The following is a 14,290-nucleotide window of genomic DNA, read 5'->3' on the forward strand; positions in this document are numbered from 1 at the left end:
CCTATTCCGCCGCCTCAGCGTAAGCCTGAAGCGGGGCACAGGTGCAGATCAGGTTGCGGTCGCCGTAGACGTTGTCGACGCGCTTCACCGGCGGCCAGTATTTCGACGCGGCGACCCACGGCAACGGAAAAGCGGCCTGGGTCCGCGTATAGGCGTGTGTCCAGACCTCCGCCATGACCTCGGCAGCGGTGTGGGGGGCGTGTTTCAGCGGGTTGTCGGCGCGATCCAGCGTGCCGGCGGCGATCGCGCCGATCTCGGCGCGGATCGCGATCATGGCGTCGCAGAAACGGTCGATCTCGGCTTTCGACTCGCTTTCGGTGGGCTCGATCATCAGCGTGCCGGCGACCGGCCATGACATTGTCGGGGCGTGGAAACCATAATCCTGCAGGCGTTTGGCGATGTCCTCGACCTGGATGGCGGCTTCGGTGGCGAAGCCGCGGCAGTCGATGATGCACTCATGCGCCACCATGCCGTCGGGGCCGGTGTAGAGGATCGGATAGGCGCTACGCAGCCGGCCGGCGATGTAGTTGGCCGAGAGGATGGCGACCTCGGTAGCCCGCTTCAACCCAGCCGGCCCCATCATGCGGATATAGGCGTAGGCGATCGGCAGGATCAGCGCGCTGCCGAACGGGGCGGCGGAGACCGGGCCGATGCCGGTTGGCGGGCCGGCGTCGGCACGCAGCGGATGGTTCGGCAGCAGGCCGGCAAGATGCGCCGCCACGCCGATCGGGCCGACACCAGGGCCGCCGCCGCCGTGCGGGATGCAGAACGTCTTGTGCAGGTTCAGATGACACACATCGGCGCCGATCGAGGCGGGCGAGGTCAGCCCGACCTGCGCGTTCATGTTGGCACCGTCCATGTAGACCTGGCCGCCGTGCTGGTGGATCGCCGCGCAGATGTCGCGGATGCCGGCCTCGAACACGCCGTGTGTCGATGGATAGGTGATCATCAGTGCCGCCAGCCGGTCGGCGTGTTTCGCCGCCTTGGCGCGCAGGTCCGCCAGATCGACGTTGCCGTCGCGATCGCAGCCGACGACGACCACTTGCATGCCGGCCATTGCGGCGCTGGCGGGGTTGGTGCCGTGCGCCGAGGATGGGATCAGGCAGACGTTGCGATCGCCCTGATCGCGCGACTGGTGCCAGGCGCGGATCACCAGCAGCCCGGCGTATTCGCCCTGCGACCCGGCGTTGGGCTGCAGCGACACGGCGGCGAAGCCGGTGGCGGCGCAGAGCCAGGATTCCAGGCGGCGGATCAGCGTCAGGTAGCCGGTGGTCTGGTCGGGCGGCGCGAACGGATGGATGTCGGCGAAGCCGGGCAGCGTGATCGCTATCATCTCCGCCGTGGCATTCAGCTTCATCGTGCACGAACCCAGCGGGATCATGCTGCGGTTCAGCGCGATGTCCTTGTCCTCCAGGCGCTTAAGGTAGCGCAGCATCTCGTGTTCGGCGTGGTGCTGACTGAACACCGATTGCCCCAGGAAGTCGGTGCCGCGCAGCACCGCGGGCGGGATCGCGGCGAAAGCGCCGCCAAGGTCGGCACCGAGCAGTTGGGCGAGGGCCAGGAGGTCGTCGCGCGTGACGGTCTCATCCAGCGCGATGGCGACGCCGGTGTTGTCGACGCGGCGCAGGTTGTAGCCGCCGGCGGCGGCGCGGGCGATCAGGTCGTCGCCGGCTTCGATGACGATGGTATCGAAGAAGGTGTCGTGGCGCAGACGCAGCCCGGCGCGGATCGCCGCGGCGGCCAGCATGCGGGCCTGCAAGGAAACTCGGCGGGCGATTCGGCGCAGGCCGTCCGGGCCATGCCAGACGGCATAGCAGCCGGCGATCACCGCCAGCAGGACCTGCGCGGTGCAGATGTTGGATGTGGCTTTCTCGCGCCTGATGTGCTGCTCGCGGGTTTGCAGTGCCAGGCGCATGGCGGGGTGCCCGGCGGCGTCGAGCGAGACACCGACCAGGCGTCCGGGCATGGTGCGCTTGAAGCTCTCCCTGGTGGCGAAGAAGCCGGCATGCGGGCCGCCGAAACCGACCGGGACGCCGAAGCGCTGGGCCGAACCGACCACGATGTCGGCACCCATCTCGCCGGGCGGGGTCAGCAGGGCCAAGGCGAGCGGATCGGTGGCGACGATGGCCAGCGCGCCGGCTGCCTGCGCGGCGGCGATTTCCGCCGACAGGTCGCGCAGGGCGCCGCTGCTGCCGGGGTATTGCAGTAGCAGCGCGAACGGATTGGCGGCGCCGATCGCGGCGATGTCTCCGGGTGCGACCGGATGCAACGTGATGCCGAGCGGCCCGGCTCGGGTTGCCAGCACGGCGAGGGTTTGCGGGTGCAGGTCGGTGGCGACGGCGAGCACGTTCGACTTGGTCTTGCCCAGGGCGTGGGCCATCGCCATCGCCTCGGCCGCGGCGGTGGCCTCATCCAGCAGCGAGGCGTTGGCGATCTGCATCCCGGTGAGTTCGCAGATCATGGTCTGGAAGTTCAGCAGCGCTTCCAGGCGCCCTTGCGCGATCTCGGCCTGATAGGGCGTGTAGGCGGTGTACCAGCCGGGATTCTCCAGCACGTTGCGCAAAATGACCGGCGGCGTGACGGTGCCGTGGTAGCCCATGCCGAGCAGGCTCTTGGTGGTTGCGTTCTGCCCCGCCAGCGCGCGCAGTTCGGCGATCGTGGCGGCCTCGTCGATCGCCGCCGGCAGGTCCAGCGCGGCGTTGGAGCGGATCGAGGCGGGCACCGTCTTGCCGGCGACGTCGTCCAGCGTCGCCGCACCGACGCGGTGCAGCATGGCGGCAAGTTCGGTTTCGGACGGGCCGATGTGGCGGCGGACGAAGCCGTCGTTATCCTCGAGCTGTGCCAGTTCGGCGGCGGCGTCCAGGCCGGAATAGTCCATCGCTACAGGGTCTCCAGGAATTCGTCGTAGGCGTCCTGATCCATCAACGCCTCGAACGAGTCGGTGTCGTCGAGTTCGAGGCGGAAGAACCAGCCTTCGCCCTCGGCGTCGCTGTTGACGATGGAGGGGTCTTCGGTGACCGTCTCGTTGATTTCCACGATCTTGCCGGCCAGCGGTGCGAACACGTCGGAGGCGGCCTTGACGCTTTCGACGACGGCGCAGGTTTCGCCCTCGGCGACGGCGCGTTCCAGCTCCGGCAGCTCGACATGGACCAGGTCACCGAGCTGTTCCTGGGCGTGGTCGGTGATGCCGACGGTGGCGATGTCGCCGTCCATCAGCACCCATTCGTGGTCCTTGGTGTAACGCTTGTCAGCAGTCTTGCTGGCCATCGGGGCGTTCCTTCTAAGCTTAGGGTGGAGATCTCAGCGTAGATAGCGATGGGGTGTGAACGGCAGCGGCACGACGCTGGCGGGGATGGTCTTGCCGCGGACGATCAGGTTCAACCGGGTGCCGTCGGCGGTGAGGTCCTTGCGAACATAGCCCATGGCGATCGGGCCGTTCACGCTGGGGCCGAAGCCGCCGGAGGTGATGGTACCGGCCTCGGTGCCGTCGTCGGCAACGATCATGGTCTGGGCGCGGGCCGGGGCGCGGCCATCCGGACGGACGCCGACGCGGCGGCGCGGCACGCCGTTGTCGAGCTGGTCGCGCATCATGATGCCGCCGGGAAAATCCCAGTTCGTCTTGCGGCGCTTGCTGATCACCCATGTCAGGCCGGCCTCGATCGGGCTGGTCAGTTCATCGATGTCGTTGCCGTAGAGGCAGAGGCCGGCTTCGAGTCGCAGCGAATCACGGGCGCCGAGGCCGATCGGGGCGACCTCCGGCTGGCTGATAAGGCGGTTGGCCAAGGCTTCGGCATCGGCGGCGGGGATCGAGATCTCGAAGCCGTCCTCACCGGTGTAGCCGGAGCGGGATACCAGGCAGTCGATGCCATCCAGCTTGACGGCGGCAATGGCCATGAACGGCAGCGCGGCGGCCTCGGGGGACAGGCGTGACATGACGGCGGCGGCTTCGGGGCCCTGCAGCGCCAAGAGCGCCCGGTCGTCGTGCGGGGTGAGGCTCAGGTGTTCGGGGAGGTTGGCGGCGAGATGGGTGAAATCGATGTCCTTGCGCCCGCCATTGACCACCAGGAACAGGCGATCGGCGTCGAGCCGGGCGACCATCAGGTCGTCAATGATGCCGCCGGCTTCGTTGGTCAGCAGGGTGTAGCGTTGACGGCCGGGTCTGAGGCCAGTGATGTCGCCCGGGACCAGGCTTTCCAGTGCGGCTGCGGCGTTGGCTCCGGTCAGCGTGGCCTGGCCCATATGCGACACGTCGAACAGTCCGGCATGGGCCCTGGTGTGCAGGTGTTCGGCCAGCACGCCGCCTCGACAGCGGTCGGCAAGCTCGCCGGTCGGGTCGTATTGCACCGGCATGGCGTAGCCGGCAAAGGTCACCATGCGTGCGCCATGGCGGCGGTGCCATGGATCGAGCGGGACGCTGCGCGGCGGCGCCGTCGCGGGATCGTCGGGCAGGGCGTTCTGAGCCAAGATGGTGTTCTCCGCGACCGGGCCATCCGCCGGCGGAATGCCGGCGGCGATGACCCCCCTCTGTCACGGTACCTGAGAGATTCGGGGCCGCAACCCCTTACTCCGTCGGTGCAAACCGCGTGTGCACGCGGTTCGGCTTTCCAGAGATCCCTGCCCGTCGCGGTCCTGGGTGCCTGAGCGTTTCCGGGGGCCGGTTGCGCCTTCGGCGGCGGATTTTGGCCCGCTGCTCTCCCGCGGCGGGTGCCTGGGACACCGGCAGAATGCCTCAGACGGCGGGTGGATGCAAAGGGATTTGAACGGTGGGGGAGCGGAGTCCGGGTGCGGCGGTTGCTAGTTCAGCAAGACAGGATGCTGCGCCGTTGGTGTTCGACGCAGCGATATTCGCCCTTCGATCAGCCGGCCGGGTGCTGGTTTGCTTGCACCGCGGGCGGGAAGCGATCATGTCGCGGATGCGCGATTGCCATCCATGGTAATCGCTGTTGGAGGCCGCCGAACCGGTGCGAGATGAACGCCAGACGATGCTGACCCCGGAGCAGGCCGTGGACCGGCTTGAGGCAATGCATGCCGAGGCGGTGCGGGCGCAGCGCGACGCGCTGGTGCGCTTCGCCGCCGGCGGCGCGCCCCCGGACCGAACGGAGCGGCAGGGCTTCCGCTATCCCGAACTGTGCCTGCACTGGGCGCCGAACGGGCCGGTGCCGACGACCCGCCGCGCTTGGGGCAAGTTCCAGGCGCCCGGCCGCTACGCCACGACCATTACCCAGCCCGGGTTCTTCCGCGCATACCTGCTGGAGCAGTTGCGGCCGCTGGTCGCCGAATATGGCGCATCGATCCGGGTGGAGCCGAGCGACCAGGAGATGCCATTTCCCTACGTGCTCGAACGCGGCGACGAATTGGCTGACAGTGGTGCCTCGCCGGCGGAGTTAGCACGGTATTTCCCGACGCCGCTGCTGTCCGCGGTCGGCGACGAAGTGGCGGATGGGCTGTGGACGACCGAACCAGGGCAGCCGCGGCCGCTGGCGCTGTTCGATGCGGTGCGGGTGGATTATTCGCTGCAGCGGCTGCTGCATTATACCGGCAGCGACTGGCGTCGGATCCAGCCGTGGATCCTGCTGACCAACTACCAGCGCTATGTCGATCAGTTCGTGCGCTGGGGGCTGGACGAATTGGCCGATCCGGCCAGCCCGTATCAGCAACTCGTCGCCCCTGGCGGTGCTGTCGCCAGCCGCGGCGACGATGCGGCCGAGGCCGCGGCCAGGCTTGCCGGGGCGCCCTGGCAGCGGTTTCAGATGCCGGCCTATCACCTTGCCCGCGGCGACGGCCAAGGTGGCGTGACCATCGTCAACATCGGCGTTGGTCCGTCCAACGCCAAGAACATCACCGACCACCTGGCCGTGCTGCGGCCGCATTGCTGGTTGATGATCGGTCATTGCGGCGGCTTGCGGCAGTCGCAGGCGATCGGAGATTACGTACTGGCGCATGGCTATCTGCGGCGCGACCGCATCCTGGACGACCTGGTGCCGCCCGAGGTGCCGATACCTGCGCTGGCCGAGGTGCAGGTGGCGCTGCAGGAAGCGGCGGCCAGGGTCACCGGGGAGCGCGGCGACGCGCTGAAGCAACGGCTGCGTACCGGCACCGTGGTATCGTACGACGACCGCAACTGGGAACTGCGCTGGTCGCAGGAGCGGCGGCGGATCAACCTGTCGCGGGCGATTGCCGTCGATATGGAGAGCGGCACTCTGGCGGCGCAGGGTTACCGGCTGCGGGTGCCATACGGCACCCTGCTGTGTGTGTCCGACAAGCCGCTGCATGGCGAGATCAAGCTGCCCGGCACGGCCAGCGCGTTCTACCAACGCGCTGTTGGCGAGCATTTGAACATCGGCCTGGCCGCGCTCGACCTGCTGCGCGACGACCTGGCTGCATTGCATTCGCGCAAGCTGCGGAGCTTCGATGAGCCGCCGTTCCGCTGAGCCGGCGACCCGGTTGATTCATGCGGCTTGGGACGTTCCGCCCAGCGCGATCCTGCTCTATCGTCGTTTGTCCAAGCATCGGAGACGGCCATGGCTGACAAGCCGAATTTCGTCCTGATCCCCGACGATACGCCGCCGCCGCCCGCAACGGTGCCCGCGACGGCGCGAGGGGCCAATGTGCTGGGGCGACTGCGAACGCTGGCGAGCACGGCGGCGACCGCGGCGGCGGCGGCTCTGCCGGCGTTGACCCACGCCGAACCACCGGCGGAAACCGGCGCCGCGCCAAGGCCTCGGCTGATCTTCGCGGTGGATGCCACGGCGTCACGCGAGCCGGCCTGGGCGGCGGCGCGGCGGGTCACCGACGTGCTGGTGCAGGCGCTGCCGGGGGAGTTGGACGTTGCGCTGGCGGTGCATGGCGGTTCGCGGGTACACACTTTCACCGCGTTCACCGGCGATGCCGGCACGCTACGTGATCGCGCCGCCGGTGTCGCCTGCGCGGCCGGGCTGACCCGCCTGCTGCCGATCCTGTCGGTCAGCCTGGCGCGTCCGGCCGTTCGGGTCGTGGTCTACATCGGCGACGTGTTCGAGGAGAGCGTGGCGCAGGGCCGCAAGCTGGCCGATGCCATGGGCCGGGGGGGCACCAGGTTGATCGTGCTGCACGACACCGCCGATCGCTCGGCGTCCCGCGAGGCCGAAGTGTTCTGGGACCTTGCCAAGCGCACCGGCGGTTGCGTCCTGCCGTTCGACGCCAGCAGTTCCGGGCGGTTGCGTGACCTGCTTTCAGCCGTTGCGGTCTACGCGGTCGGCGGCGAGAAGCTGCTGCGGGAGAGACGGCGGGAACTGCCGGGCGCCGTGGCGTTGCTGGAAAACCTCGGCAAGTCGCGGTGATCGGGGCGGCGGTGTCGTTGCCGGCGCACGGCCTGCACGCCTGTTACGCCTGTTACCGATCGATCGGCCGCGTCGGCGTCGCGGTTGAGCGGTGCGATTCGGGGCGTTACGGTTACACGCGCTAGCGGAATGGTTCCGGAGACAAGGGGGGAATGATGGTCACGATAGATGCCCAAGTACATGCCTATGAGCGCAACCATCCCGGACGGCCATGGGCGGCAGTGCTGCATGGACCGCCCGAGGTCACCGGCAACGACATGGTGGCGGCGATGGACGCGGTCGAGGTCGACGGGGCAGTGCTGGTGTCGGCCTTCACCATGTACAGCTACGACGCCAGCTACGCGATCAGCGTGCGCAACGCTTATCCCGGCCGGTTCGCCTTGATCAAGCCGGTCGACCCCAGCGATCCGGCGGTGGTCGATACCATTGCGGACTGGGCTGCGACCGATGGCGCTGTCGCCATCCGCATCATGATGCGCGGTGACGTATCAACCGATGCCGCGGATCCGGGCCTCAACCAGGTTCTCGCGGCCGCCGCACGCCACGCGTTGCCGGTCAACCTGTTATGCTGGGGGCGTCTGGAGCAGGCCGGGAAGTTGGCGGCACGCAATCCGGATACGCAGTTGGTGATCGATCATCTCGGCCTGCAGCAGCCGTTCGAGCCGCCGGCGCCTCCAGTGCCGTTCGCCGAGCTTCCGAAGCTGCTGGCGCTGGCCGAGCACGCCAACATCGTGGTCAAGATCACCGGGGCCTGCACGCTGTCGCAGCAACCGTTTCCGTATAACGACATATGGGATCCGCTCGGCCGCATCTTCGACGAATTTGGCCTGGATCGGTGTCTTTGGGGCACCGATTGGACCCGAGCGGTGGAATTGCTGAGCTACCAGCAGGGGGTGGATGCATTTCGCGTCAGCGATCGCCTGTCCGACAACGACCGCGAGGTCCTGATGGGTGGCACGCTGCGGCGGGTTTATGACTGGGCGCCGTCCAAAACCTGATTGTCACGGCGGCAGGGTAGCGGCCGGTTGCGAACCAGGGGACCGTCATCCCGGCGGTCTTCCGGATGCTACCGGGTCTTGTTGTATTGGTAATCCTCGCGCGAGCCGCCGGCGGCGCGCAGGCCGTCCGGCAACGGCGCGCGGGTGGCGTTGACCTTGGCATGGGCGTCAAGCGTGGCCTGGTCTTGCCAAAGCTCCAGCAGTGCCAGCTTGTCGGGGTTCAGCACGCTTTGGAAAACCTCGAACTCCTGGCAGCCGGGTTCCTTGGCGACGTCGAGGCAGCGCTGACGAAAGACCTGCGCGAGTTCGGTGCCTTTGCCGGCGGCAGCGTTGATCGTGACCACGAGTCGTACGGCCATTTGTTTGCCTCCCATCAAGGTCTGGAAGTTGTGACCGCACGAATTGCCTCGTCAAGTCTACTGCCGCGGCGACAATCCGCGGCGTGGGAACAATCGGGGCGGCCATGAGTTCAGGCCAGCGACCGAGCGGGAAACCGGCGTTGGGAAATTCCTGGAACGATACGCGGGCGTGGCTGCGAAACCACTTTTTCCGGGTGTGGACCGCCGGCGCGATCCTGCTCGGTTATGTTTATGGCTGGCTATACGCGCCGGAAATGCTGACCTGGTGGAAGCGGACGACCACATCGATGATCGAAACCGGGTGCGATCTGCTGCCTTATCCGTGGGGTGACCGGATCGAGGCCACGCTTGGGAATTTCGGCCTGTGGGTGCAGATCACCCTTGCCATCATCGCGTTCCGGATCGTGGTGTGGCTTGTGCTGTGGATGCTGCGAGCCGGCTGGCGCGACCGACGCGGCCGTTCCATTCCGTTGGCGCGGCAACAACAGCGATAGAGACGATGCTGGGAAGTAAGGGCATTAGAAGGGTCCCGGCCTGGGTGGGCGTCGAAGCCGGTTTCGGACTGCCCACTTCACGGCAGCACAGCCTGCGCCTCGATCTCCACCTTCAGCGTCGGTAGCACGAGCGCCGACACCTCGACCAAGGTCGAGGCCGGACGATGGGTGCCGAAGTATCGCTGCCGGATCGGATTGATCTTGCGGCGATCGGCGACGTCGGTCAGATAAACCGTCACCTTGACCACATGCTCAGCACCGGCGCCGACCGATTTCAGGCAGGCATCAAGGCTGGCGATGGCGATCTCGAACTGCTCGACGACGTCGTCTGGGACACTGCCATCCGCCGCGACCCCAACGGTGCCGGAGACCCAGACGAAGTTGCCGGCCCTGGTCAGATGGCAATAGTGGCTCACCGGTTCAGGCTGGCCGTCGAGCATCAAGCATTCGATGGCTGGCATGGAATGTTCCCCTACATCAGCCAGCGCGCCGCGGCGGCGTAACCGGCGCGTTGGGTTGGCGGAACGGTATGGCTGGCGCTCTCCTCGGCGATCATCGCGGCAACCACGTCGCGACGATCCGCCTGCCTCGCGGAGTCGATCAGGATCTGGCGGAACAGGTCGCGTTGAGCGTTGCTGCCGCCGAGCAGGCGGATTTGCTCCAGGCGGGGCGCCAGCAAGCTGACCACCTGACCGTGCTGTCCGCGCCGATGCGCCAGACCGGCCTCGCAGACCGGCACGACCACGTCGCCGATCGCCGCGGCGTCCCATCGGTTGGGATCGTCGGCCTGTTCGCGCAGCGCGGCGAGGAAGCCGGCGGCGGCGGCGTCCCGTCCGGTTGCCGCCAATGCCAGCATCAGGTGTGGCGGCAGCAGCAGATAGGCAGTATCGCCGATCCGCGCCTCGGCCTTGTCGGCCAGTTCGTTCCAGCGCGCCCCGACGTCCAGCCCGAGCAGTTCCAGGCGCCACAGCAGGGCGGTGGCGTTTTGCAGGTCGTTGAACTGGTCGGGGGCCGCCTTGGTCAGCGGGGCGTCAAGATTGCGGATGTTGTCGTCGTAGCTGGCGAGCACCGCGTCGTGCTGGCCGAGATCGAGTTGCATCAGCGCGCGGTGCCACCACAGGTGATGCACAAGGTTGTTGCCGATCGGCCAATAGCCGGTCTGCGCAGCGAGCCAGTCGTTGCCCTGGTGCGGGCGGCTGTCGGCCTCCAGAATGTGGGCCTTGACATGATGCGCAAAGAAATTTTCCGGATCGCGTTCGTACGCGGCGTCGATTGCGCGTTCGGCGCCTGCGGTATCGCCGGCTTCCTCGTGGGCGAAGGCCCAGACTGACTGGAAGCAGTCGTAGCCGCGCAAATCGGGTGACCAGGACGGCGCGAGGCGGTCGGCCTGTTCCAGGACGGTCTTCGTGTGGCCGAAGCGAAAATGTGTGGTGTCGCTGATGCGCGCCGCCAGCAGATCGGTTGGATCGTCATCGAGCAGATCGCGCCAGACGGCGAACGCCTCGCCCAGGGCGCCGCGGGTCCAGGCGGACAGCGCCGCGACGTGACGTTGCTCACGCCTGGTGGCGACGGCGGACCCGGCTTCGGCCGCGGCGAGACTGCGGGCGATCGCCGGCCGATGCGCCGGGTTGGCGCCGGCCATCATCAGGTAGCCGCTGATGCAGTGCCCCATGACGAACCCCGGATCGGCCACCAGCGCCTGGCTGACCAGGTTCATGGTGTCGCGGTGATATTTCAAGAAGTGCTCCACCGCGCGATCGAACAGCGCGGCCGCCGCGGCGCTGTCGGTCGAGAGCTGGAGACCGCGTGCATCGCGCTGCATCGGACCGTCCTTTGTCTGATCGCCGCGACGATGGCGCACGACGGTGATTGCTGCAACGTTGCTTTTTGCGGTCCGCGAGCGCGGCAGGACGATGATGCGCCCTGCCTTGGAAGAACCTCTGCTAACCAAAAGCTGATCGACGGCGGCTAGCAACGGTGAAACGGCCGCCTCGGCGGCAGCGTTTCAACGCAAACAAGTACTTTGGTGGGCGACATGAAACCTCTTGCGATACTTGCCGCGGGCGCCGTCCTGGCCGCCGCGTTCGGCCCGGTGGCTTTCGGCCAGACGATTCCGCCGCTGGCATATGTCCAGCCGGTGCCGCCCGCGGCGGTGCAGGCCGTTCAGCAGCACTTGCGCCAGGCCGGAGCCTATAGCGGCTCGGTCGATGGGGTATGGGGATCGGACAGCGTCGTGGCGCTGCAGCAATTTCAGGCCAGTCATCAGCTTCAGGTGACCGGCCAGTTGAACCAGGCGACGGTGGCGACGCTGGGGCTCGACCCGCAGACATTGCTGGGCGCGCAGCCGGCGGCTGCTGCGCCGCCGGCGCCGCCCCCGGCGGATACACTGCGGCCGGGGTCGGTGCGGACGGTGCAGGAACGGCTGCGCAGTCTCGGCTTCTACACCGGCGGCGTCGACGGAGTCTGGGGACAAAGCACGCAGAACGCGGTCGGTCAGTTCCAACGCAACCGCGGACTGGAACCGAGCGGGCAATTGACCGCGGCGACGGTCACGGCGATGGGACTTTCGCCGAACGCGCTGGTTTATCGCTGAAGTCCGAGCGTCTCGCCATCGCCCAGCGAATGGCTGTTCCGGTGGCCAGCCTGTTGCCCGAGTCCGCCGCCTGGAGCGGCGATCTAGTTCGATCCGTGCGCGGACCGACCGGATAGGTCATGCAACGCATGCTCCGCGTCAGTGCGCAGGGCGGTATCCGGAGCCAGCACGCGTGCGCTGCCGAGCCAGGCTCTGGCATCGGCGGCATTGCCCTGGGCGGCGGCGCTGCGGCCGGCGCGCAGATACAGATCCGCTGCGTCCGGGGCGCTGGGGGTGAACTGCGCGGCCAGAGCCAGCGCGCGCGCCATTCCTCGGTAGTCCAGTTGGTTTCTACGCAAGTCGGCTGCATGCAGCGCCAGCGGTGCGCTGTGGGCAAGCCGCGCCTGCAGTTCCGCCAGGTCACCTGGATCGGCCGCCGACGTCATCGACGCGATGGCCTTTTCCAGACCGCGTCGATCATGCCGCTGGTCAGCGATCAGACCGAGCAGAAACCAGGCCGCGTTGGATAGCGCGGGAGTCTTGGCGCCGGTCAATCCATTGGCTGCACGGGCGGCTGCCGGAAAGTTGTCGAGACGGAACAGCGCGGTCGCTGAAATCAACTCGAAATCCGGATCGACGATGCCGCGTCTGCCCAGTCCCTGGGTCAAGTCCTGTGCCGTTCGCAGCGCGTCACGCGGCCGCCCGGCGCGCAGTTCGGCGGTCGCCAGGTTGAAGCCGGCATCGGCGATCGCCGCCGCGTCATCGGCGGTGCGAGCCCGCGCCAGCGCCGCTCGGTACTGCGTCACCGCTTGATCCGGCTGCTCCAGGTCGAACGCGGTATCGCCGGCATGATCCAACCGCGACAACGTCGCATCCTGGGGCTTGCTCTTGGGGGTGGATGAACAACCGGCCAGCAGCAGCAGAACGAGCATCAGCCGCTTCATGGTCTTACTTGTTCCGGCGACAGGCGGCGTGGCTCCGGTGCGGCCGAACCGGACAGCGGCCAGGTGTGACGCAATTGGTCCGTGAGCTTCTCCAGCTCCACCATCGTCGCCTGCGTCTGGGTCAGCAGCGCCGGCAGATTGGCGGTGCTGGTGCCGACATCGCGGCTGATGGCGGGCAGTCTCGGCGTGGCGTTGGCCAAATCGCGGGTCGCCTTCTGCACCGAGGCAAGTGAGTCGTCGGCGCGATGCAACAGCGCCGGCACGCCTTGCGGCCCGCTGGCCGTGGCGGTCACCGTGTTGACGTCGGCCAACGAGGTATTCAGTTGGTTGGTCGCGGTCTTCAGGTTTGCCAATGTCTGGGTCAACTGGTTGACCAGATCCTCGTTCTTCAGCAATCGACCGACGTCGCCGTGGCCCCCGGATATGCTCTGTGCGGTATCGGCCAAGGCGTGCATGGTCTTGGCGGCGTCGTCCAAAATCGGAAACACCTTCGCCTTCACCTGGTCGATCATCGCCCCGATGTTCTCGGTCGGGTCGCGCTCCGTCACCGCGTCGATCACCGCGAACTTCCAGTCGAGCGGCGGTCCGCTGCCGCGGGTGATGTCCAGATAGGCCGCACCCGCCACGCCAAACTGCTTCTTGACCAAGGCGTGGCTGTCGCGCCGGATGAATGCCGTCGCCTGCTGGTCCAATTCGGCCTCGGCGTACATGCGCGCACTGGGGTCGACCACGACGCGGCGAATGCTACCCACCTTGGTGCCCAGCACCTGGACATCGGCACCCGCGGATAGTCCCTGGCTGCCGGTCTCGGGCAAGATGACACGCAAAGTGTCGGTCGGGCGGAACCAGTCGCTCAGCAGCCCGGCGTGCAGTACGGCGGCGATGAAAATACCGATGCTCAGCAGCACCAGCAGGCCGATCCATTCGTCGGTATTGCGCAGGATCCTCATGCCGCGCGCGCCAAGCTGCGCATCTGCGCCAGTCCGCTATCGGTCAGCCGTAGGCGGTGGGTGGCGCGGATCGAGCGGTCGCGCAACACCGGACCGGCAGCCGCCAGCCAGATCACCGCCACGCCCTGGCCGCGGGCCTCGGCGCCGGCTTCCAGCAGAGCCGGCAGCAGGTCGTCCCGCTGCGTGGTCACCGGCAGTTCCAGGATCACCATACGGGGCTGGCCGAGGAAGGCGCGCACGCAAGCGGCGCGCAGCAGATCGGGGTCAGTCAATCGACGAGCCGGGCCGGCGGGCAGGCCTGGCAGGCCGAAGCGCAGCGCCAATCGGGTGGCCTCGGCGCGCAACGTGGCTTCCGGGGTGCGGGTGTGGTGCAGCCGAGCCAGCAGCACGCGGGTGGCGACGTCGGGCGTGTCCTGGCGCAGCGGCACATGGAACAGGCGACCGATGCGGCCGCGCAACGCATCGGCATGGTCCCGCGGCATGGTGTGCCAGTCCCGGCCGAGGAAATGCACCCCGCCGGACGCCAGCGGCGCGAGACCGCAGCATAGATCGGCGAACGCCGCGCCGCGTCGCGACCCCATGACCTCGATCACCGCGAAATCTCCGGCTGAAAGGGTCATGTCGAGCGTTGCGAGGGGCATTCGTTCGCCCGAA

Annotated in this window: 14 protein-coding genes and 2 riboswitches; of the genes, 5 read left to right on the forward strand and 9 right to left on the reverse strand. The window is 67.7% G+C overall.

Annotation, left to right across the window (positions count from 1 at the left end; translation table 11 throughout):
* Position 1: 1 nt before the first annotated feature.
* The 3 genes from gcvP to gcvT are packed head-to-tail and all read right to left on the reverse strand — an operon-like array spanning position 2 to position 4,464.
* Positions 2-2,878: an aminomethyl-transferring glycine dehydrogenase gene (gcvP, locus tag ACQY4T_RS09875; protein ID WP_428540893.1), complete on the reverse strand. Its 2,877-nt coding sequence runs from the start codon at positions 2,876-2,878 to the stop codon at positions 2-4.
* A 2-nt stretch (positions 2,879-2,880) separates the two neighbouring features.
* Positions 2,881-3,267: a glycine cleavage system protein GcvH gene (gcvH, locus tag ACQY4T_RS09880; protein WP_428540896.1), complete on the reverse strand. Its 387-nt coding sequence runs from the start codon at positions 3,265-3,267 to the stop codon at positions 2,881-2,883.
* Between the two features lie 33 nt (positions 3,268-3,300).
* Positions 3,301-4,464 carry a glycine cleavage system aminomethyltransferase GcvT gene (gene gcvT / locus ACQY4T_RS09885; RefSeq protein ID WP_428540899.1) on the reverse strand — a complete coding sequence of 388 codons (1,164 nt, stop codon included), beginning with the start codon at positions 4,462-4,464 and terminating at the stop codon, positions 3,301-3,303.
* A gap of 58 nt (positions 4,465-4,522) precedes the next feature.
* A riboswitch (glycine riboswitch) is annotated at positions 4,523-4,610 on the reverse strand.
* A gap of 4 nt (positions 4,611-4,614) precedes the next feature.
* Positions 4,615-4,708: riboswitch (glycine riboswitch) on the reverse strand.
* A 253-nt stretch (positions 4,709-4,961) separates the two neighbouring features.
* Here gcvT and ACQY4T_RS09890 point away from each other — a divergent pair.
* The 3 genes from ACQY4T_RS09890 (at position 4,962) to ACQY4T_RS09900 (ending at position 8,317) form a co-directional block, all read left to right on the forward strand.
* The gene (locus tag ACQY4T_RS09890; RefSeq protein WP_428540902.1) at positions 4,962-6,431 is read left to right on the forward strand and encodes an AMP nucleosidase; all 1,470 of its coding nucleotides are present in this window, start codon (positions 4,962-4,964) and stop codon (positions 6,429-6,431) included.
* Positions 6,432-6,521: 90 nt separating this feature from the next.
* Positions 6,522-7,319 carry a hypothetical protein gene (locus ACQY4T_RS09895; RefSeq protein ID WP_428540905.1) on the forward strand — a complete coding sequence of 266 codons (798 nt, stop codon included), beginning with the start codon at positions 6,522-6,524 and terminating at the stop codon, positions 7,317-7,319.
* A 152-nt stretch (positions 7,320-7,471) separates the two neighbouring features.
* Positions 7,472-8,317 (forward strand): amidohydrolase family protein, encoded by an 846-nt coding sequence (locus tag ACQY4T_RS09900; protein ID WP_428540908.1) that lies wholly within the window; start codon positions 7,472-7,474, stop codon positions 8,315-8,317.
* Positions 8,318-8,385: 68 nt separating this feature from the next.
* Here ACQY4T_RS09900 and ACQY4T_RS09905 read toward each other — a convergent pair whose 3' ends face one another.
* Positions 8,386-8,676, reverse strand: coding sequence for a putative quinol monooxygenase (locus tag ACQY4T_RS09905; RefSeq protein ID WP_428540911.1), 291 nt, complete (start codon positions 8,674-8,676; stop codon positions 8,386-8,388).
* Positions 8,677-8,816: 140 nt separating this feature from the next.
* Here ACQY4T_RS09905 and ACQY4T_RS09910 point away from each other — a divergent pair, with 140 nt between their 5' ends.
* Positions 8,817-9,170: a hypothetical protein gene (locus ACQY4T_RS09910; RefSeq protein ID WP_428540914.1), complete on the forward strand. Its 354-nt coding sequence runs from the start codon at positions 8,817-8,819 to the stop codon at positions 9,168-9,170.
* 77 nt (positions 9,171-9,247) lie between these two features.
* Here the strand turns inward: ACQY4T_RS09910 and ACQY4T_RS09915 are convergent, their stop codons facing one another.
* Positions 9,248-9,631, reverse strand: coding sequence for a RidA family protein (locus tag ACQY4T_RS09915; RefSeq protein ID WP_428540917.1), 384 nt, complete (start codon positions 9,629-9,631; stop codon positions 9,248-9,250).
* Between the two features lie 11 nt (positions 9,632-9,642).
* A complete protein-coding gene (locus ACQY4T_RS09920; protein WP_428540920.1) occupies positions 9,643-10,992 on the reverse strand; it encodes a hypothetical protein in 1,350 nt (449 codons plus the stop codon).
* Positions 10,993-11,205: 213 nt separating this feature from the next.
* Between ACQY4T_RS09920 and ACQY4T_RS09925 the strand changes: the two genes are divergently transcribed.
* Positions 11,206-11,763, forward strand: coding sequence for a peptidoglycan-binding domain-containing protein (locus ACQY4T_RS09925; protein WP_428540923.1), 558 nt, complete (start codon positions 11,206-11,208; stop codon positions 11,761-11,763).
* Positions 11,764-11,846: 83 nt separating this feature from the next.
* Here ACQY4T_RS09925 and ACQY4T_RS09930 read toward each other — a convergent pair whose 3' ends face one another.
* From ACQY4T_RS09930 to ACQY4T_RS09940, 3 genes are read right to left on the reverse strand one after another with little or no spacing between them, the layout of a single operon-like run.
* Positions 11,847-12,674 (reverse strand): hypothetical protein, encoded by an 828-nt coding sequence (locus tag ACQY4T_RS09930; protein ID WP_428540926.1) that lies wholly within the window; start codon positions 12,672-12,674, stop codon positions 11,847-11,849.
* A gap of 8 nt (positions 12,675-12,682) precedes the next feature.
* Complete coding sequence (locus tag ACQY4T_RS09935) at positions 12,683-13,636, reverse strand: MlaD family protein (protein ID WP_428540929.1); 954 nt, start codon at positions 13,634-13,636, stop codon at positions 12,683-12,685.
* The gene (locus tag ACQY4T_RS09940) at positions 13,633-14,256 is read right to left on the reverse strand and encodes an ABC transporter ATP-binding protein (protein WP_428540932.1); all 624 of its coding nucleotides are present in this window, start codon (positions 14,254-14,256) and stop codon (positions 13,633-13,635) included. The genes ACQY4T_RS09935 and ACQY4T_RS09940 overlap by 4 nt, the downstream gene beginning before the upstream one ends.
* Positions 14,257-14,290 lie beyond the last annotated feature (34 nt).

It is taken from the genome of Rhodopila sp. (genome assembly GCF_965277825.1).
Taxonomy (GTDB): domain Bacteria; phylum Pseudomonadota; class Alphaproteobacteria; order Acetobacterales; family Acetobacteraceae; genus Rhodopila.